The sequence below is a fragment of the Gilliamella sp. ESL0232 genome (genome assembly GCF_013346885.1).
GTDB lineage: Bacteria > Pseudomonadota > Gammaproteobacteria > Enterobacterales > Orbaceae > Gilliamella > Gilliamella bombi.
Genome location: NZ_JAAEDW010000001.1, coordinates 33,553 through 53,878, shown reverse-complemented (window position 1 = coordinate 53,878; position 20,326 = coordinate 33,553). Strand labels below are relative to the sequence as shown.

The 20,326-nt window shown below is 36.8% G+C and carries 15 protein-coding genes, 1 tRNA gene, 1 pseudogene and 1 riboswitch; of the genes and pseudogenes, 2 read left to right on the top strand and 15 right to left on the bottom strand.

What is annotated here, in order from left to right; all coding sequences use genetic code 11:
- Window positions 1–6: 6 nt before the first annotated feature.
- The 6 genes and pseudogenes from ribB to eco all read right to left on the bottom strand — a co-directional run bounded on the left by ribB (window position 7) and on the right by eco (window position 6,477).
- Window positions 7–654, bottom strand: coding sequence for a 3,4-dihydroxy-2-butanone-4-phosphate synthase (ribB, locus tag GYW75_RS00235; protein ID WP_174798031.1), 648 nt, complete (start codon window positions 652–654; stop codon window positions 7–9).
- Window positions 655–815: 161 nt separating this feature from the next.
- Window positions 816–993: riboswitch (FMN riboswitch) on the bottom strand.
- A gap of 109 nt (window positions 994–1,102) precedes the next feature.
- Window positions 1,103–1,861, bottom strand: coding sequence for an ABC transporter permease subunit (locus GYW75_RS00230; protein WP_141671346.1), 759 nt, complete (start codon window positions 1,859–1,861; stop codon window positions 1,103–1,105).
- Between the two features lie 243 nt (window positions 1,862–2,104).
- A pseudogene (locus tag GYW75_RS00225) lies at window positions 2,105–2,974 on the bottom strand (ABC transporter permease subunit); the annotation flags it as partial.
- A gap of 321 nt (window positions 2,975–3,295) precedes the next feature.
- Complete coding sequence (gene potG / locus GYW75_RS00220; protein ID WP_081296719.1) at window positions 3,296–4,432, bottom strand: putrescine ABC transporter ATP-binding subunit PotG; 1,137 nt, start codon at window positions 4,430–4,432, stop codon at window positions 3,296–3,298.
- 101 nt (window positions 4,433–4,533) lie between these two features.
- A complete protein-coding gene (locus tag GYW75_RS00215; protein WP_065589183.1) occupies window positions 4,534–5,643 on the bottom strand; it encodes an extracellular solute-binding protein in 1,110 nt (369 codons plus the stop codon).
- Window positions 5,644–5,982: 339 nt separating this feature from the next.
- Complete coding sequence (eco, locus tag GYW75_RS00210; RefSeq protein ID WP_085164162.1) at window positions 5,983–6,477, bottom strand: serine protease inhibitor ecotin; 495 nt, start codon at window positions 6,475–6,477, stop codon at window positions 5,983–5,985.
- A gap of 100 nt (window positions 6,478–6,577) precedes the next feature.
- On the opposite strand from eco, the gene ydiK reads away from it, so the two are divergent.
- Together ydiK and pssA are read left to right on the top strand one after the other, a co-directional pair.
- On the top strand, window positions 6,578–7,630 hold the full coding sequence (gene ydiK / locus GYW75_RS00205) for an AI-2E family transporter YdiK (RefSeq protein ID WP_174798030.1): 1,053 nt from the start codon (window positions 6,578–6,580) through the stop codon (window positions 7,628–7,630).
- A 181-nt stretch (window positions 7,631–7,811) separates the two neighbouring features.
- On the top strand, window positions 7,812–9,167 hold the full coding sequence (pssA, locus tag GYW75_RS00200; RefSeq protein ID WP_174798029.1) for a CDP-diacylglycerol--serine O-phosphatidyltransferase: 1,356 nt from the start codon (window positions 7,812–7,814) through the stop codon (window positions 9,165–9,167).
- 207 nt (window positions 9,168–9,374) lie between these two features.
- Here the strand turns inward: pssA and GYW75_RS00195 are convergent, their stop codons facing one another.
- The 9 genes from GYW75_RS00195 to trpB all read right to left on the bottom strand — a co-directional run bounded on the left by GYW75_RS00195 (window position 9,375) and on the right by trpB (window position 20,305).
- On the bottom strand, window positions 9,375–10,925 hold the full coding sequence (locus GYW75_RS00195) for a hypothetical protein (protein ID WP_174798028.1): 1,551 nt from the start codon (window positions 10,923–10,925) through the stop codon (window positions 9,375–9,377).
- A gap of 851 nt (window positions 10,926–11,776) precedes the next feature.
- Complete coding sequence (gene truB / locus GYW75_RS00190; RefSeq protein ID WP_446719033.1) at window positions 11,777–12,676, bottom strand: tRNA pseudouridine(55) synthase TruB; 900 nt, start codon at window positions 12,674–12,676, stop codon at window positions 11,777–11,779.
- Window positions 12,677–12,743: 67 nt separating this feature from the next.
- Window positions 12,744–13,121 (bottom strand): 30S ribosome-binding factor RbfA, encoded by a 378-nt coding sequence (rbfA, locus tag GYW75_RS00185; protein ID WP_065560170.1) that lies wholly within the window; start codon window positions 13,119–13,121, stop codon window positions 12,744–12,746.
- Window positions 13,122–13,187: 66 nt separating this feature from the next.
- Complete coding sequence (infB, locus tag GYW75_RS00180) at window positions 13,188–15,851, bottom strand: translation initiation factor IF-2 (RefSeq protein WP_174798026.1); 2,664 nt, start codon at window positions 15,849–15,851, stop codon at window positions 13,188–13,190.
- A 17-nt stretch (window positions 15,852–15,868) separates the two neighbouring features.
- Window positions 15,869–17,344, bottom strand: a complete 1,476-nt coding sequence (gene nusA / locus GYW75_RS00175) for a transcription termination factor NusA (RefSeq protein WP_034910699.1) — start codon at window positions 17,342–17,344, stop codon at window positions 15,869–15,871.
- A 16-nt stretch (window positions 17,345–17,360) separates the two neighbouring features.
- Window positions 17,361–17,822: a ribosome maturation factor RimP gene (gene rimP / locus GYW75_RS00170; protein ID WP_065560173.1), complete on the bottom strand. Its 462-nt coding sequence runs from the start codon at window positions 17,820–17,822 to the stop codon at window positions 17,361–17,363.
- Window positions 17,823–18,013: 191 nt separating this feature from the next.
- A tRNA-Met gene (locus GYW75_RS00165) sits at window positions 18,014–18,090 on the bottom strand.
- Between the two features lie 218 nt (window positions 18,091–18,308).
- Window positions 18,309–19,115 carry a tryptophan synthase subunit alpha gene (gene trpA, locus GYW75_RS00160; RefSeq protein ID WP_174798025.1) on the bottom strand — a complete coding sequence of 269 codons (807 nt, stop codon included), beginning with the start codon at window positions 19,113–19,115 and terminating at the stop codon, window positions 18,309–18,311.
- The gene (gene trpB, locus GYW75_RS00155) at window positions 19,112–20,305 is read right to left on the bottom strand and encodes a tryptophan synthase subunit beta (RefSeq protein ID WP_065590104.1); all 1,194 of its coding nucleotides are present in this window, start codon (window positions 20,303–20,305) and stop codon (window positions 19,112–19,114) included. The genes trpA and trpB overlap by 4 nt, the downstream gene beginning before the upstream one ends.
- Window positions 20,306–20,326 lie beyond the last annotated feature (21 nt).

The window sequence follows — 20,326 nt, the reverse complement described above, 5'->3', positions numbered from 1 at the left end:
GGATTTTCACTTCAATGCCAAATAGTTACGATATTCAACAATATCTTCGATCGTCACAACTGGCATATGATACTCATTAGCAAATTTAACAACCTCTGGCGCTCTTGCCATAGTCCCATCGTCGTTGGTTAACTCACACAATACTGCGGCAGGCTTTAAACCCGCTAATGTCACTAAATCAATAGATGCTTCAGTATGACCTCGGCGAATTAATACGCCACCTTCTTTAGCAACTAAAGGAAACACATGCCCTGGATGATTAAGATCACTTGGTTTGGCGTTATCATTCACAGCAGCCTTAATAGTCGTAACGCGATCAGCGGCTGATACACCTGTTGTAACTCCATTAGCCGCTTCAATTGAGATGGTAAATGCTGTATTATTTTTACTAGTATTATTTTCTACCATCATAGGCAAATTTAACTCATCACAGCGTTTTTTAGGCAAACATAAACAAACAATACCACTGCCGTAACGAATAGTTAGAGCCATTTGTTCACTGGTAATAGACTCGGCAGCCCAAATAATATCACCTTCATTTTCGCGATCTTCATCATCTAAAACTAGTACACCTTGACCGGCTTTAATAGAAGCAATTGCTTTTTTAACACGTTCAATGGGCGTTCCAAATTCATTTAAATTAAACTGATTCATGGTAAATACCTATATTTTTATTAACTCATTTATTTCATTATTTATCTAATTAAAATCAAATGGCTATTTGCTATCTAATTAATTAAGTATAAATAAAATACCAGAATCAGGGCAGTGCTTGACCAGCATGACTTTGCCTTTCAGCAAATATTGGAAAGATAAGCAACTCTCTTTTATCCAGACTTTTACTGTCGGCTTTGGAATTTCACCAAATCTGCTTGTCCTTAATCTATCAAAATCTAACTGAGCAATAAAACAACTACCACAGTTAACAAAATAAATTAAGCGCTCGTGGGCTATACCACCGGTGGGGACTTACACCCCGCCCTGAGAATTTTGCCAAAAAATTGACGAATCACACTATAATACAAAATGATAAAAAAGACACGGAGTTTTAAAATGAAATATTGCCGCAAACAGCGGCAATAATAGAAAGAGCAGAGTTTAATTAATGCCTACGAGTTTCACTTATGCGACGCCGTTCGGCTTTACGCATCCATAGCCACGAAATAAAGCCAATAATACCAACAATTAGCAATATAATTGTTGCTAAAGCATTAACCTGAGGATCAACCCCTAAACGTACTTTTGAAAATATCAATTTAGGTAACGTCATAGCACCTGGTCCAGTCACAAAGTTAGCAATAACCACATCATCAAGTGACAATGTAAATGCTAAAAGCCAACCTGACACTAACGCTGGTGCGATCATTGGTAGTGTAATAATAAAAAATACCTTTAAAGGATTTGCACCAAGATCTAATGCAGCTTCTTCAATTGACTTATCTAATTCACGCAACCTAGCACTAATTACCACAGTCACATAAGCTGTACAAAATGTAGCATGAGCCATCCAAATAGTTATAGCGCCACGGTCTTTTGGCCAACCAAGTACCTGTCCCATTCCCACAAATAACAACAGCAAAGCCAAACCAGTAATAACATCTGGCATAACCAGCGGTGCTGTAGTCATAAACGAAAATAAATTAGAGCCTCGGAATCCTCTAAAACGAATGATAGCATAAGCCGCTAATGTACCAAGCACAACAGCAAAAGTTGCAGCACCTGCAGCAATAGACAAACTTAGCCCAACAGCTTTAAGTAATGTTTCGTTATTAATTAACTCAAAATACCATTTGACCGAAAAATCCGCCCAAACTGTCACCAAACGCGAACTATTAAACGAATAAACAATCAAAATAATCATTGGGATATATAAAAACGAAAATACCACCAAAAAGATAAGTCCTTTCAAACACCGGAATAGCAATGCAATGGTAACTAAAACGGTAATAATGAAACTAAAAACAAAACAGCTATAATAAAAGCTCCATTCACCCAAAAGCGATAATCCCGATGATGAAATCAAAACACTCAATAAAATCGCACCGAGCAATGACGAGATAAAAACAATCAAAGCCGATCGCATAATAACGGGCAAATCGTTCATCTATCTACCTCCCATTTGTCGATTTTGAAATTTATTGAAATAATAAATAGGTACAATCAATATCATCAACATCACACTAGCTACAGCCGAGGCAGCTGGCCAGTCATGATTATTAAAGAACTCAGTCCAAAGCTGTGTACCAATCATAATTCCTTCGGAAGGGCCTAATAATTCGGGGATCACGTACTCACCTACAGCAGGAATAAACACTAACATCCCCCCAGCAATCACCCCATTTTTGGTTAAAGGTACAATGATCTTAAAAAATGTTTTTATCGGTTTACAACCTAAGTCTAATGCTGCTTCGATTAACGTTGAATCGACCTTACTTAACGACGTATAAATTGGCAATACCACAAATGGTAAATAAGAATAGACAATACCAATATATACAGCAAAGTAGGTTTTCATAATAATCAAAGGCTGATCAATAACCCCTAACCACATTAAAAAATGATTTAATAAACCATTAGGATTCAAAATACCTATCCACGCATAAACACGAATTAAAAACGATGTCCATGAAGGTAAAATGATTAACAACAATAAAATATTACGGGTTGACTGTTTGCATTGAGAAATAGCCCAAGCCAACGGGTAACCAATTAAAACACAAAGCACGGTTGAAATCGCAGCAATCTTAAGTGATTGCAAATACGAATCAATATAAATCGTATCGCTAATTAGATTTAAATAATTGCCAAAATTTAACGTAATATTAAGCAAACCATCGTCATAACTTAACAAATCAGTATAAGGTGGTACAGCTAAAGCAATTTCAGAAAAACTGATCCTAAATACGATTAAAAATGGTAGCAAAAACAGTAATAGCATCCATAAATAAGGGATCGCAATTACGGTTAACCGTCCATAAAGAGTCATTAAATCCGAATCATCTCGCTGTTGACGCAATTTTTTATATGTATAAAAAATTACAACTAACCCTGCTGGAATAAATAAAATACTGCCAGCAATAATAAGCCGATAAGCAAATTTAGACGACCTATAATGCGCTAAAAAACAACCAAAGCATGACAATAAAAAGCTCAATGTCATTGCGGTAAATAGCGCATCTAAAAATAAATTGTCAAATGCACCTGTTGTTACAAAACGCCAATAAACATTGAGCAACACAAATGCATTTAACAACAATCCCAATACAATGGATCGCATTATGATATCCTCTTTTGTTTATTCAGTAAGCACAACACAGCTGTCAACTTCCCAACTTAAGTTAACTATATCACCCCAAGTTGGCATTCCTTTACGATAACGATGCTCATTTTGCAATTGTGCAATAATAACTTGCCCACTTGGCAATTTGACATGATAAATCGATAAATCCCCAAGATAAGCGATTTCAACAACTTCACCTGTAGCGCAGTTATAACCATCTTCAGGTAATTGCTCACATAATTGGATTTTTTCTGGGCGCAAAGCAACTTTAATCGGCACACCTTCCACAGCTGGAGAATCATAATCTACTTTAAATGGATGTTTAATAGTAGGACAACTCAAAATCAAACCATCTTCTAACGTATCTTGCAAGATACCGTCAAAGATATTAACCGAACCGATAAACTCAGCACTATAACGGCTATTTGGATGTTCATAAATTTCTTCTGGCTCACCAATTTGCACAAATTGACCTTTATTCATAATGGCAATACGACCAGCCATAGTCATAGCTTCTTCTTGATCATGGGTAACCATAACGCAAGTTGCCCCCACTTGTTCTAAAATGCTCACCACTTCAAGTTGCATTCGATCACGAAGTTGTTTATCAAGTGCACCCATTGGCTCATCAAGTAACAATAATTTTGGTCGTTTGGCTAAGCTTCTTGCTAAAGCCACGCGTTGGCGCTGACCACCTGATAATTGGTGTGGTTTACGTTTGCCAAATTGCTCCATATGTACAAGCGCTAACATCTCTTCAACTCGATGTTTAATTTCGCTATTGCTTAATTTATCTTGCTTTAAGCCAAAGGCAATATTTTGTTCAACCGTCATGTGAGGAAATAAAGCATACGATTGGAACATCATATTAATAGGACGATTATAAGGCGGAACCTGTGATAAATCTTTTCCATCTAAAATGATTTGCCCCGAAGTCGGTTGCTCAAAACCAGCTAGCATACGCAATAGTGTTGATTTACCGCTTCCAGATGCACCTAATAATGCAAAAATTTCACCTTTATATATAGTCAAATTTACATCATCAACGGCATAATAATCATCATTAAAAACTTTTGTTAAATTTTTGATCTCCAATAAAGGAGTTATCATCTTTTTTTTAGGCTGTACCTGATTTGTTGTTTTATCGTTCACTCTTTTTTCCTCATAACAACAAGCCAAAAAAAACGAGACGGAAAGACTCACAGCCTCTCCGTCTTGGATTATTAGTTAAGATTCGATATACAAAATATCGATTATTTACCAGTTTTGAGCTTAGTCCACGTGCGGGTAATTATACGCTCAAGTTTTGGATCTTTAACTTTTAAAGTGAATAGTTTTTCCATCACTTCTGGTTTTGGATAAACTGCTGGATCATTTTTCACTTCTGGTTTTACAAAATTTTCATTAGCAACCTGATTAGCGCTAGCAAAGTTAACATCGTTAGTAACTTGCGCTGCAATTTCTGGTTTCATAACAAAATTTAAAAACTCATGAGCTTCATCTGGGTTTGCTGAATCTTTTGGAATAGCAAAGGTATCAAAAAAGACTAAAGCACCTTCTTTTGGTATTTGATAACCAACATGCACACCGTTATTTGCTTCGTTAGCTCTATCTCGTGATTGTAAAATATCGCCAGACCAACCCAAAATCACACAAATATCGCCATTAGCTAGATCGGTAATATATTGTGAAGAGTGGAAGTAACGAATATTTGGACGAACTTTTTCTAACAGCTCATAGGCAGCACCAGTATAATCCTTGGCATCTGTACTATTTGGATCTTTACCTAAATATTGAAGAGCACTAGCAAAAATTTCGGTAGGCGCATCCAAAAATGCCACACCACAATCTTTTAGTTTTTCCATATTTTCTGGTTTAAACACTAAATCCCAGCTATCAACTGGTGCATTATCACCTAGACGCTCTTTAACTTTATCAATGTTATAACCGATACCTGTTGTCATCCATACATAAGGGATAGCATATTTATTATCAGGATCATGTGTTGCCATTAATTTCATTAGATTAGGATCTAAGTTTTTCCAATTAGGCAATTTATTCTTATCTAATGGAAGATAGATATCAGATTTAATTTGTCTAGCTAAAAAGCTATCTGAAGGCGAAACCACATCAAAGCCAGAATGACCCGCCATTAATTTACCTTCAAGAGCTTCGTTAGAATCATAAACATCATAAACCAGCTTAATACCAGTCGATTTTTCAAAATCAGAAATCGTATTAGAACCAATTTGCCCTGCCCAATTGTAAAAATGTACGACACGATCTTTAGCTATAGCAGATTGAGATAACGCTAGTGAAACACCAGCCACGATTGAAAGAATTGTTTTACGTTGAGTAAACATGCTCACCACTTCTCCTCTAGTTGTAGGGATATTACATGTTAGACACAAGCCCATTGCAAAGACACAACGGACCCCCAAATTTTACTATCGACATTGTTAACAATAATAAAAATTATCAAAGTAACAACCATCTAGCGAAACCGAGGTAATCAGGCAATCACAAGTCATTAATAACATAAATGAACTAGTAGAGCTAACCTTGCATTACGAGGGATAAAATACCTTTTTTTTTAAAGATGTCCACTTAAAAAATCAAATATTGAAAGTTTAAGGATTGAGTGGTTGTATTTTAACCACCCAAGGAGTAAGGAACAACCAATTAACAATTAGATAACAAAATTATTCAGCACTTGCTTGCATAATTTTAGCATTTGGTTGCCACACACGATATTTAACTTGCAAATCGTTCGGAACATAAAAGACTAACGGTAATTGGCTGTTATAGCTAAACAAACCTAAATTATGGTTGATTGTCACAAATTGATTTTTATTAGTACCTTCAGGGCAAGCCATTAATGTTGAAATGTTACCAACAGTCTTTTCAACTACGTAATAGGAGTATCCCCAACCTTTAAGCTCTTCTTGCTTAACTACACCACCTAAATTTTGCAAATTACAATCAACATTCATTTCTTTACCAATGATCACCTCAACTTTCGCATTGTTTTCATTAGCAATAGTTGGTAAATGAATAGCATAACGAGTATAGCCAACTTGAGCTGCAGGGAATGGCGCTATATCATTGACACTTTGTGCAACAGGTTGCGTTTTTTGTGAATTTGCGCATGCTGTTAATGCTACACCTAATAATGTTAATAACAATAATTTTTTCATTTTTATCTCCTTTAACTAATTAATCATAAACACCATCGTATTAATTTTCAGTGATAATGCGTATAATAACACCATCTAGATTAATAAAATTGGTGTAAAAATGCCAGCAGAAAAAAATACTACCGATTTACTTAAATTGATTTTAAACCTGTTAATAATTGGTTTACTAATCATTATTACCTATCGTGTTGTTGAAGTTTTTTTATTCGGTTTCTTCTGGGCGGTGATGGTCGTAATTGCCACTTGGCCCTTAATGATAAAAATACAACGAAAATTATTTAACAAACGCTGGCTATCACTACTAGTAATGGCACTGATATTAGCCTTTGTTTGTATTATACCTTTCATATTAATTATTAGCTCGGTAGCACAAAACGGTCACCATCTTATTGAATGGGCAAAAACGCTATCTCACCAAAAACTACCAACACTTGACTGGCTTGAAAGCGTACCTGCCTTCGGCTCTGAACTACACCAAAAATGGTTAAACTTAATACAAACTGATGGCTCTGATTTAGTTTCAAGCATACAACCTTATATTGGCACCATGATAGGTTGGCTACTTGAGCAAGCCACCAATATTGGACTATTTATCTTTCATGCTGGTGTAATGATTATTTTTAGTCTATTACTATTTTTAAAAGGCGAAAATATCACCAAATACGTTTACCTACTAGCCAACCGATTATCAAAACAATATGGCGAAATCACTGTCACATTAGCAGGACAATCCATTCGAGCTGTAGCTCTTGGTGTTGTGGTTACTGCCATTACCTTAGCCTTAATTGGTGGATTAAGCTTTATATTAACCGACATGCCGTTACCAGGTATACTCACTCTAATTTTATTTATTTGTTGTGTCGCACAAATTGGTCCTGTGATTGTAATGCTTGGATGCATTTTTTGGCAATTTTGGGCGGGCAACACCATAGCTGGTATCGTATTAATTGTTGTGGCAATTATCTTAACCACCTTAGATAGCGTAATGCGAGCTTACTTAATAAAAAAAGGTGCCAATTTACCGTTTTTACTTATATTATTTGGTGTGATTGGTGGCTTACTTGGCTTTGGCATAATGGGATTATTTATTGGTCCTGTCGTACTAGCTTTAACTTACAAAATAATTCAAACTTGGGTTGATGAACAATCTTAAACAATTTATTATCACCCAGTAAGAAGCATAAGCGCATAAACAAGTTGCTAAATACGCTACATAACTTAAAGCAACTGAGCTAAAATGCATACAAATTAAAAGGAGTGTTATTTTTACTGGCTTAGCTTATATTAGAAAACAAGTTTCTAAAGTAACTTGACAGTTATAATGACAAAAAATCATGCGAATACCATTTATAAAATACAATCACCAAAAGCATCTTGACGAATTAGGTAAAATTCAGCAAGACGCCAAGCAATATCATATCTGCTATACCCCAAAAGCATATCGACTGGCTTTAATTGAAAGTATAAAAAGAGCTCAGCACCGAATTTATATAGTTGCGCTCTATCTAGAGCAAGATGAGGCAGGTCAAGAAATTCTTAATGAACTGTACCAAATCAAACGGCAACGCCCTAATTTAGATATCAAAATATTTGTTGACTGGCACCGTGCACAACGCGGAAGAATTGGCGAAGACAAAGCCCATACCAACGCAAATTATTATTACCAACTAAAACAGCAATATCCAGATATTGACATTCCTATTTATGGTGTACCTGTCAATCGTCGTGAAGTACTAGGCGTACTGCATTTAAAAGGTTTTATTATTGATAATACTGTCATTTACAGTGGAGCTAGCATTAATAACGTATACCTACACAAGCGTGAAAAATACCGTTACGACCGTTATCACTTTATTACTAACCCACTATTAGCAGACAGCATGGTGCAGTTTATTCACGACCACTTTTTACCATATCAAGCGTTGCAACTACTTAATACTGGCACCCATAAAACCCGCAAACAAATTAAGTCTGAAATTAAAGAGCTACGCCAACACTTAATGAATACCAACTACCAATATAACAGCAATACCGACAACAACACCTTATCGGTTGCACCAATAATGGGGCTTGGTCGCAATAACTCGCTCAACAAAATCATCCATCATTTAATCAACGTAACCGAACAAAAAATCATATTTTGCACGCCGTACTTTAATTTGCCTAACATCCTAGTTCGCGATATCATTCGTTTGCTTCGTAAAGGTCGCCAAGTTGAACTGATTATTGGTGATAAAGAAGCAAATGATTTTTATATTCCACCAGACCAACCTTTTAACATATCAGGTGGATTACCCTACTTATACGAAATCAATTTAAGAAGCTTTATTGAGCGCCTACAATCTTTTATTGACAAAGAGCAACTTATCATACGTCTGTGGAAGGATGGAGAGCAAACCTATCATCTTAAAGGTATCTGGGTGGACAATACTTGGGTACTTATAACAGGCAACAACCTAAATCCACGCGCTTGGCGACTTGATCTGGAAAATGGCATATTAATACATGATCCAAAGCAAGAATTAAGCCATAAATTTAACCAAGAACTTGACACTATTCGTCAAAAAACCACATTGATCACACATTTTCAACAAATCCAAGCGAGTCAATTTTATCCAAGTCAAGTTCATAAGTTGATAAAGCGACTGAGCCGCATTAAAGTGGATAGGATTATTAAGCGGTTGTTGTAAAGGTAAGATGTTTTGAAAGAAAAGGTTTCTTAAAAAACATAATAAAAACAATATTTTTTCAACTAATTTTGAGAAAAAAGCGCTTTTGCTGTTTAACAACAAAAGCGCAAATTTGATCTAGACTTCATATTAAAGGTCTACAGATAGGTGCGTTCTAATCATTGCAGTAAGGCAATATCGCCTTTAACAAGAAAAGCACATATAGAATTAAGGGGTAACACAAGCCATAAAGTGACTATTAGCTGTACTCTGCAGAAAAATCCCCCCATCGGCTGAATAAACACCATATAGACTGGCATTATATGAATTAGCCCAATATCCTGTATCATTAGCCCAGTTGTTACCAATACTGAGATTCCAATCACTACCTTCATAGAAATTATTCATAGTATTGGCAGTAAAACCCCACTCGTTAAATAGTCCGCCAACCCATTTACCGCTAATATCTTTATAACTGACTTTTCGTTGACAGTTATTAATACTTCTTCCAGGTAAACCTTCTGTCCAACCAGCTCCATTCCCATTGGTATAGTCATTTATATCGGGAATTCGATAACCATTACCTAAATTACGACAAAAGTTTTGAGCATCCGCATATCCATATCTTACTGTGATTCCTGGTTGAGAGATATACCAACGTTCTATCTTAAAGCTATACAGTAATTTTGTATGATTTACATCAGAGTAAAGCTTAAATAACGAAGGGGAAAAAGCCTTATTACTTGAATTTATGGAAGGGCCTTTTAATATAATCTTTAGTGCTTGTTCGCCACCAGGATAAAGGTTACCATCTCTAATACAAGTCCTACATATCCTATCAATGTCAATAGCCCAATGTTGTGTATTCTCTTTGCTTAACGATAATGATACACCACTACCGCTAACCGCACTCACCGTTGTACCATTTGCAGCTATAACTTGTTCAGGAGAGATTCCTCCCAATAATAAATAGAAATATAACCTATCAGATCCTGTCGTCGGAAAGTTTTCTGCTATATTGCTATTATTTGTGACTTTAAACCCTTTTAACGAAACCCAATTTGGACCATCCATATCCCAAATGGTAGTACCAAAAGCATGGTCATCGTAAGCTAAATTTGGTTGCGCATAGCAAGCAACTGGCCTATTCATATTGGCATTAATATAGTAACTATGCTCATTACCCGTAAAATTGCTACTATTGGGAACACCATACTGCGTCGATAAGGTGCTTGCAGTTGCTGTTAAGGTAAGTTTATAAGGCCCATCACAAAGATTTAGCCGTCTATTCGGATTTGCTTTAACTTCTCCTGTAATATCTGTACCATTTTTATCTTGCCATTTTATGGTTAAATTTCCTGTTGCATTTATATTATCATCGCCATCATCGTCTCGACCATAATTATAAGGTGAATCCATTAATTCGCTTAATTGAATTCTTGGGTAATTTACCAATGGTACTATTGCTTGTATATCAGCAAATGTATCTGTTATATTTGGCATTTCAATTGGTGCATCTACGTTAGATTGATCTATTACTGCATTGGGATAAAGTGCACTATTTGCTCCCTGAGGAATATAACTAATATTTGGTAGTCTTATACCCAATAAATCTTCCATACTAGCAACTTTAGTTACACCATCAATACTTAAATATGGTGCAGAGCCGTGAATGACCTGTGATGTCTTTGCCGATAACGCCTGCGAGCTCAGCGAATAAGGCAATAAAAGCAATGGAGCAAAAATCAGCGGTGACTTGGATAGCAATCTAGAAATCAAAGATATCCTTGCCAACAACTTTATCGATTTCGATAGATTTGGTGATAAAAATAAGAATCGAATCTGTTTTTGACTACTGTGAAATTGAAAAAGATTTAAGGCGTAGGGTTGCCAGTGCTGGTGCCTGGTGCCTGGTGCCTATTATGATAGCGCATAACATTCTACCTGTCAAGTAATTTGTTGTTTTATTTGTGTTTTTATGATTATTTGCTTATTTAATAAGCTGTATTATACTAAATAATGCGTCGAAATTATAGCTGGTTAAACACTAAAGAGCTAGTATTTTGTTAATTTATTGTAATGTCTTGAATACGATTGAAACATTACAAAAAACTTAGCATAAATATTTTTTCGCTATATTTTATCGTCATTTATAAAAGTCAAATTACCCATGCCATATTTATGGAAAAGCCCTTTAACGGAAATACTCACTTTAATTTTTTTAAAATAGGGCTTAGGCAGATATTTTCTGAACCTAGTATATAGTCATGGATCGGCTACACTATGTGCCCATTTATTGCTTTAGTATGCCTTATTATCTTGTAAAAAAGATTCAGGAGTTTATACCGTTTCATATCTCAACGAGTCGTTAAAAACTACTAGCTTGAAGATCTTGTTTTTGTAGTCGATTTAAACCGAGCAAGACAAGCTGATAAATGTTGAATATTGATTAAACATTCTTTTTTTATTTTTGATCTTTTAAGAAAGTAATTTTGAGACAACTACTGGCATAAATGTAATGCCAGTGCCAAATAATTTTTTTGCTATTTCAGGATGAAGTCCTAGATATCAACAAATATAGATCTTTTTAATATCAAGTAATTTAGGAAAAATTTAACTTTTTAAAAGAATTAGGATGTTGATATTAAACGCTTTGGCAATAATTTGTTATTTTGCATTATACCAGCGCCAATAAATTGCTTGCCTTGATAAATTCGCACTAAGGTTTCAACTTGCGTGGAGCTTTCAAGTTCAATGGTTCGTCCTAATAATATATCTTTACCTTGCGTATCGCTAAGGGTAACTTTTGGGCGATCTTGCAATGGGCTGTCAACGGGCATTAATAGATCATCTTTAAGTTCGATATTTTGTAGCTGTTCTAAGGTGACCATGTTTTCAATCTGGTAATTGGAAACTTGTAAACGCCTTAAATAAATAACATGTGCTCCGCAACCCAATAATTCCCCTAAATCATCAATAATGGTTCGGATGTAAGTGCCTTTTGAGCAGTGTATTTCTAACGTTAATTCGTTTTTTATTGCATCAAATTGGATAAATTGATTTTCGTAAACGGTAATTGGTCTAGCTTCACGTTCAACCACAATACCTTGGCGAGCATATTGGTAAAGCGGTTTTCCTTGATATTTTAATGCCGAAAACATAGTTGGCACTTGTAAAATATTACCGCGAAAATGAGTTAAAGCTTGGTTGATTTGTGATCCAGTCACTTTAACAGGTTTGGTACATATAATTTGACCATCAGCATCAGATGTGTCGGTTCGTTCTCCTAGTTTGGCGATCACACGATAACGCTTATCTGAATCCAATAAATATTGTGAAAATTTGGTTGCTTCACCAAAACAGATAGGAAGCATCCCTGTCGCTAGTGGATCAAGAGCTCCCGTATGCCCTGCCTTTTTAGCATTAAATAACCATTTTACTTTTTGCAACGCATCATTTGATGTCATGCCTTGCGTTTTGTCTAGCAACAAAACGCCGTGAAGATCACGGCGAGTTTTTTTTATATTCATCATTTTTTATACTGAAACACATAGTTACCGGAAACTTTTTTACAGAGTTCAGGACTATTTTTTAATATTAATCTTTATGACGCTCATTATCTTGTTTGATAACATCCGCCACCAAACTCGACATTTGCATACCTTTAACGAGCGACTCATCGTAAAAGAATTTTATCTCTGGAATGATTCGCAAACGCATCGCTTTGCCAATTAAGGTTCGAATGTAACCTTTAGCATCATTAAGTACCGTTAATCCTTGTTCAATAACTTGTGGATCATCGTCATTCAAAAAAGTCACAAAAACTTTGGCATACGAAAGATCACGCGAGATATCAACGCCTGAAACGGTTACCATACCAAGACGAGGGTCTTTGATTTCTCGTTGTAAGATAATTGCAATTTCTTTTTGTAATTCATGCCCAACTCGAGATGAACGATTAAATGCTTTTGCCATATCTATTTTCCTTATAAATGAATAAGCAAGGACTATACCTTGCTTATAACATCAAATACGTTGTAATTAGATCGTACGTTTGATTTCGATAGTTTCAAAAACTTCAATCGTGTCGCCAACACGAACATCGTTGTAGTTACGCACACCAATACCACATTCGGTTCCATTACGTACTTCGTTAACATCATCTTTAAAGCGACGTAATGATTCAAGTTCGCCTTCATAGATAACGACGTTATCACGCAATACACGAATTGGGTTGTGACGTTTAACAACACCTTCGGTTACCATACAACCTGCAATTGCACCAAATTTAGGTGATTTAAACACATCACGCACTTGAGCAAGACCAATAATTTCTTGTTTGTATTCTGGTGCAAGCATACCGCTCATGGCTTGTTTAACTTCGTCAATTAGATCATAAATAACAGAGTAATAACGTAAATCTAAATTTTCTGATTCAATTACTTTACGTGCTGAAGCATCGGCACGAACGTTAAAGCCTAAAATGATCGCATTTGATGCAGCAGCCAGTGATGCGTCAGTTTCGGTTATACCACCCACACCTGATCCAATAATTTTAACTTTAACTTCATCTGTTGATAGTTTAAGTAATGAATCAGAAATCGCCTCAGCAGAACCTTGAACATCTGCTTTTAGAACAATATTGAGTTCAGAAACATCGCCTTCTGTCATGTTGGTAAACATGTTTTCAAGCTTCGCCTTTTGTTGACGAGCAAGTTTTACATCACGGAATTTACCTTGTCGATAAAGCGCAACTTCACGAGCTTTCTTTTCATCGCGTACAACAGTAGCTTCGTCACCAGCTGATGGTACTCCAGACAAGCCAAGAATTTCAACTGGTATTGATGGACCAGCTTCAGTCACTTCTTTACCTAGTTCATTACGCATCGCTCGGATACGACCGTATTCAAATCCACAAAGTACGATATCACCTTTATGCAATGTACCTGATTGAACAAGTACTGTTGCAACTGAACCACGACCCTTATCAAGGAATGATTCAATCACAACGCCGCTTGCCATACCTGTTTCGTACGCGGTTAATTCAAGCACTTCAGCTTGTAGTAAGATGGCTTCAAGTAGTTGATCAATACCAGTACCTGCTTTAGCAGACACATGAACAAACTGAGTATCACCACCCCAATCTTCTGACATCACGCCATATTGTGCAAGTTCGCCTTTTACACGCTCTGGATCAGCTTCAGGTTTATCAATTTTGTTAACAGCAACAACAATTGGTACATTTGCCGCTTTAGCATGTTGGATTGCTTCTATAGTTTGTGGCATTACACCATCATCAGCAGCAACAACAAGTACTACAATATCCGTTGCTTTAGCACCCCGCGCACGCATAGAGGTAAACGCCGCATGACCTGGAGTATCTAAGAAAGTTATTTCTCCATTTGGTGTTTTAACATGATAAGCACCGATATGTTGTGTAATTCCACCAGCTTCGCCTGAAGCCACTTTTGCTTTACGAATATAGTCAAGTAAAGAGGTTTTACCATGGTCAACGTGTCCCATAATGGTAACTACAGGTGCACGAGAAACTTTTTCTGCACCTGTATCACGATCGCTCATAAGAGATTCTTCGAGCTCATTTTCACGACGAAGTACTACTTTATGTCCCATTTCTTCAGCCACTAATTGTGCTGTTTCTTGATCGATAACTTGATTAATAGTTGCCATTGCCCCCATTTTCATCATAGTTTTGATCACTTCGGAACCTTTTACTGCCATTTTATTCGCTAATTCAGCAACGGTAATGGTTTCACCAATAACAACATCACGATTAACCGCTTGGACAGGTTTAGTAAAACTTTGTTGCAACGTGCTTTTACCTTTCTTTTTATTATGGCCGCCACGAGTCACTGCTCGAGCTTCTTCACGTTCCGCTTTGCCTTCTGATAGCTTGTTGCCTTTTTTCTGTTTAGTTTGTTTAGTATTTCGACCACGTCCACGAGCGCTTTCAACTTCACGATCAGTTTCATCTTCTGCTGCTCTAGCGTATTTAGAGGTTGTCACATGATAATCTTCATCTTCTGTATGATCACTATCATCAACTTCATTATATTGTTCTGCTAGCTTACGAGCTTCTTCAGCCATACGCTTAGCATCTTCCTCTAATTTTCGACGATTTTCTTCTTCCGCTTTACGTTTAATTTCATTCGCTTCAGCTTCTAATCGTGCTTTTTCTTCTTGCGCTTTTTTTACTTTTGGATCAACTGCTCGCTCTTGTGCCGCTTTCGCTTTTTCCTCTTGAGCACGCTTTTTCGCTTCTTCTTCAGCTTTCTTTTCTTTTTCTTCCGCTTCTTTACGCGCTTTTAATTCGGCTTCTTGTTTCGCTTTTAATTCTGCTTCTTGGCGAGCTTTTTGTTCAGCTTCTAAGCGTGCTTTTTCTTGCTCCGCCGCAATTTCAGCTGGATCGCGTTTAACAAAAGTTCGTTTTTTACGAACTTCTACTTTTATTTCTTTGCTTTTGCCACCACCGCTCGACACATTTAAGGTTGAGTGCGTCTTACGTTGCAATGTTAACTTTGTTGGACCTTGCTGAGGTTTTAAATGAGCAAGCAAAGCTTCTTTCTCCTTTTGTGTGACAGTGTCTGTTGCAGATTTCTTCATACCTGCATCAGCAAACTGTTGCAAAAGTGTTTGCACTGGTGTATTGATTTCTTGAGCCAGTGTTTCTATTGATACTTTGGTCATGTATTACTTTTCCTCAATTATTCATCTGCAAACCAACAAATATTACGAGCAGCCATAATAAAATCGCCAGCTTGTTCGTTTGTTATACCTTCAATTTCAGCTAAATCATCAGTACCTTGTTCTGCTAAATCTTCCAAAGTAATGATGTCATGTTGTACTAATTGATAAGCTAACTCTTGTGTCATACCAGGTAGATTTAGCAAATCTTGAGCTGGTTGTTTTTCGCCACTATTTGCTAGTGCAAGTGTTGTTAATGCATCTTTTGCTCGCGTTCTTAATGCTTCAACAAGATCTTCATCAAGTTCTTCAATTTCAAGCAATTCGTCAACTGGCACATAGGCAAGTTCCTCAAGTGAGGTAAAGCCTTCTTCAACTAATAGCTGTGCAAGCCCTTCATCAATATCAAGATGTTTCATCAAATTATTGATTGCAGCAAAAGATTCTGCATGATGTTTTTCTTGTAAATCTTCGTTACTCATCACATTTAGTGTCCAGCCAGTAAGCTGTGAAGCTAAACGGATATTCTGACCATTTCGACCAATGGCTTGTGGTAAAGTTTCAGCATTGACGGCTACATCCATGGTGTGTTTGTCTTCATCAACAACAATTGAAACAACATCTGCCGGCGCCATAGCATTAATTACGTATTGTGCAGGATTATCGTCCCATAAAACAATGTCAATACGTTCTCCACCAAATTCATTAGATACTGCTTGTACGCGCGCACCACGCATACCAACACAAGCACCAACAGGGTCAATACGACGATCATTACTACTAACTGCGATTTTAGCACGTGAGCCAGGATCACGAGCCACGCCTTTGATGTCAATCATCTCTTCACCAATTTCAGGGACTTCAATGCGGAATAACTCTTCCATCATTTCAGGGTTTGAACGGCTAATGCATAGTTGTGCAGGTTTATTATTTTGTTCTACAAGATATAAAATACCACGGACACGATCGCCTATACGGAAGTTTTCACGCGGTAACATATCATGGCGTGACATCATTGCGTCTGCATTGTTACCTAAATCAAGAATCACGCTATCGCGATTGGTTTTTTTGACAATTCCAGTCACAATATCACCAATACGATTTCTAAACATGTCAATGATCATTGCACGCTCAGCTTCGCGTACCTTTTGTACGATAACTTGTTTTGCTGTTTGTGTGGTTATACGGTCAAAAGCAACGGATTCAATTTGCTCTTCAACGTAATCGCCAAGTTTAACAGATGGGTCTTCGTATTGTGCAGCGTCTAATGTCATTTCTTTAGTTGGTTGCGTAACTTCATCAACAACAAGCCAACGGCGGAAAGTGTCGTAATCACCTGTTTTATGATCTATTTTAACAACAACGTCAATATCAACATTATGCTTCTTTTTTGTGGCCGTTGCTAATGCGGTTTCTAAAGCTTCGAAAATTTTATCACGCGTAAGTGCTTTTTCGTTTGATACAGCTTCAACAACAGCTAAAATTTCTTTATTCATCCTTTACATCCGTACTCTATTTAAGGTTAAAATTAGGTACAATATTCGCTTTTTGAATATTACTAAAAGCAAATACTTCATCTTTATCATCTACAGTTAATGTAATCATTTGGCTATCGATAGACTTAATTCGTCCTTTCCACTTACGGCGATTAGCAACAGGTATACGTAGACTGACTGTAACTTCTTCACCAATAAACCGCTGATAATGCTCAAGCGTAAACAAAGGTCTGTCCATTCCAGGTGATGAAACTTCAAGATTGTAAGCATCTTTGATCGGGTCTTCTACATCAAGCACCGCACTGATTTGACGGCTTGCATCAGCACAATCATCAACCGTAATACCATTTTCACTATCAATATAGACTCGTAGTATAGGATAACGACCACGAATATATTCAACTCCGACTAATTCAAAACCAAGTGCATTAACTGGCTCTTGGATAATATCGGTTAATTGTTGTTCTATATTAGCCAAACAAACCTCCACAGCAGAAAATAAAAAAGGGCATAAAGCCCAACATTCTTTTTAAACTTACGCTTAAATCACTACACGAAAAAAAGCCTCGACATGCGAGGCTTACATTCAAAAACTAACTATAATGAAGCCACTTTATTCGAACTTTCAGACAATAACAGGATAAATTGGTTTATGAATGAAAATTTAAGTGGTTGCGGGGGCTGGATTTGAACCAACGACCTTCGGGTTATGAGCCCGACGAGCTACCAAGCTGCTCCACCCCGCGATAGATGAATGAGAATTATACGGCATTTTAAATAAAATGCAACTGCAAATCACACTGATTTTATCAGTAACCTTAAAATTATTAAAAATATGCTACACGTCAATTTTAATATATATACCACTTAACTTAAGCATAATTGTTGAACTTATATTGGCACAATAATTCCATTTTCAAGCCTATTATTGTGCCCACTATTTAGTACTATAAAGTAATATAAATTACTTGCTAGTTGCCTGTTTCATTGATTGAACAAATTTGGCTAATTGGTTAAGCATTTGTTCAGGATTGTCGAGGTTTTTCTCAATAATTTTTACTGTTGCCGATCCGCTAATTGCCCCAACTGCACCGGATTTAATCGCTTCGCTAACTTGAGTCGGTTCTGAAATACCAAACCCTTGTAACGCAGGTGGAGCGCCAAACTCAACTAATTTTTTGATCAGATGGGTAAGCGGTTTGTTAGCTCGATTTTCAGCACCAGTAACACCTGCTCGTGATACCAAATAGGTATAACCTTTGCCTTGCTTAGCAATACTTTGAATGACTTTATCATCAGCATTTGGTGGACAAATAAAAATCGGTGCTATATTGTATTTTTCGGCGGCCACTGTAAATTCTTGTGCATATTGAGCTGGCAAATCAGCAATCAATACTGAATCAACTCCCGCTTTGGCACACTTGGCATAAAAGTCGTCGATACCATTTTTGAAAACTAAATTAGCATAAATAAGTAATCCTATTGGAATATTGATGTATTGCGCTCTGACATTGGTTAAAATTTCAAAACACTTTTCAACTGTTATTCCTGCTTTAAATGCCCGAATATTGGCATTTTGAATAGTTGGACCATCGGCCATAGGATCTGAAAATGGGATCCCTAGCTCTAGTGCATCAGCGCCAGATTCAATTAAAGTTTGAATGATTTTAAATGACAGTTCTGGCGTTGGATCACCAACTGGAACAAAAGGAACAAAAGCACCTCGTTTTTCGGCTGTTAATGTTGCAAACAGTTTTTGATAACGGCTCATTCTATTTCTCCTTTTGCTTTTAAAATATCATAAACGGTAAAGATATCTTTATCGCCACGCCCTGACAGGTTAACTATTAGTAGCTGTTCTTTAGTTGGATTTTCTTTTATCATTTTCATAGCATAAGCTAATGCGTGTGATGATTCTAACGCAGGAATAATACCTTCATGCCGTGATAACGCTTTAAATGCATCAAGCGCTTCATCATCAGTAATTGAAACATAATCAGCACGACCAATACTATCTAAATACGCATGCTGTGGACCAACTGATGGAAAATCTAACCCTGCCGATATTGAATAAGATTCTTCAATTTGTCCTTCTTCCGTTTGCATCATCGGTGATTTCATACCGAAATAGATGCCAAGCTTACCATGCTTTAACGAAGCGCCATGTTCGCCACTTTCAATCCCATGACCTCCTGGCTCTACACCAATTAATTTGACGGATTTATCATCAATAAAATTAGCAAACATACCAATTGCGTTTGAACCACCACCAACACAGGCAATGACTGCATCAGGCAAACGCCCTTCTTTTTCAAGGATTTGTTGCTTAGCTTCACGGCTGATCATCTGTTGAAATTCACGTACAATTGTTGGAAAAGGATGCGGACCTGCTGCAGTACCTAACATATAATGTGCTTTTTCATAACTGCCAGACCAATCACGTAATGCCTCGTTACACGCATCTTTTAAAGTCGCTGAACCAGTTTCAACTGGGATGACTGTTGCGCCCATCAATCGCATTCTAAATACGTTAGGTGCTTGGCGTTTAACATCTTTTGCACCCATATAAATTCGGCATTTTAAGCCAAGTAGTGCGCAGGCTAAAGCCGAAGCAACACCATGTTGCCCTGCACCTGTTTCGGCTATAATTTCAGTTTTGCCCATTCTTTTAGCAAGCAATGCTTGTCCTAAAACTTGGTTAGTTTTGTGTGCACCACCATGCACTAAATCTTCTCGTTTTAAATAAAGCTTAGTTTTTGTTCCTGCAGTTAAATTTTTACATAATGTCAGTGCGGTTGGTCTACCTGCATAATTAACTAATAGGTCATTAAACTCTTTCTGAAAGTTTGGATCGTTGATTGCAGAGATGAAGGCATCCTCAAGTTGCTCAAGTACTGGCATTAATATTTGCGGGACATATTGCCCACCAAATTCGCCAAAGTAAGGATTTAATTTAGACATAACCATTCCTTTTTTAAATTA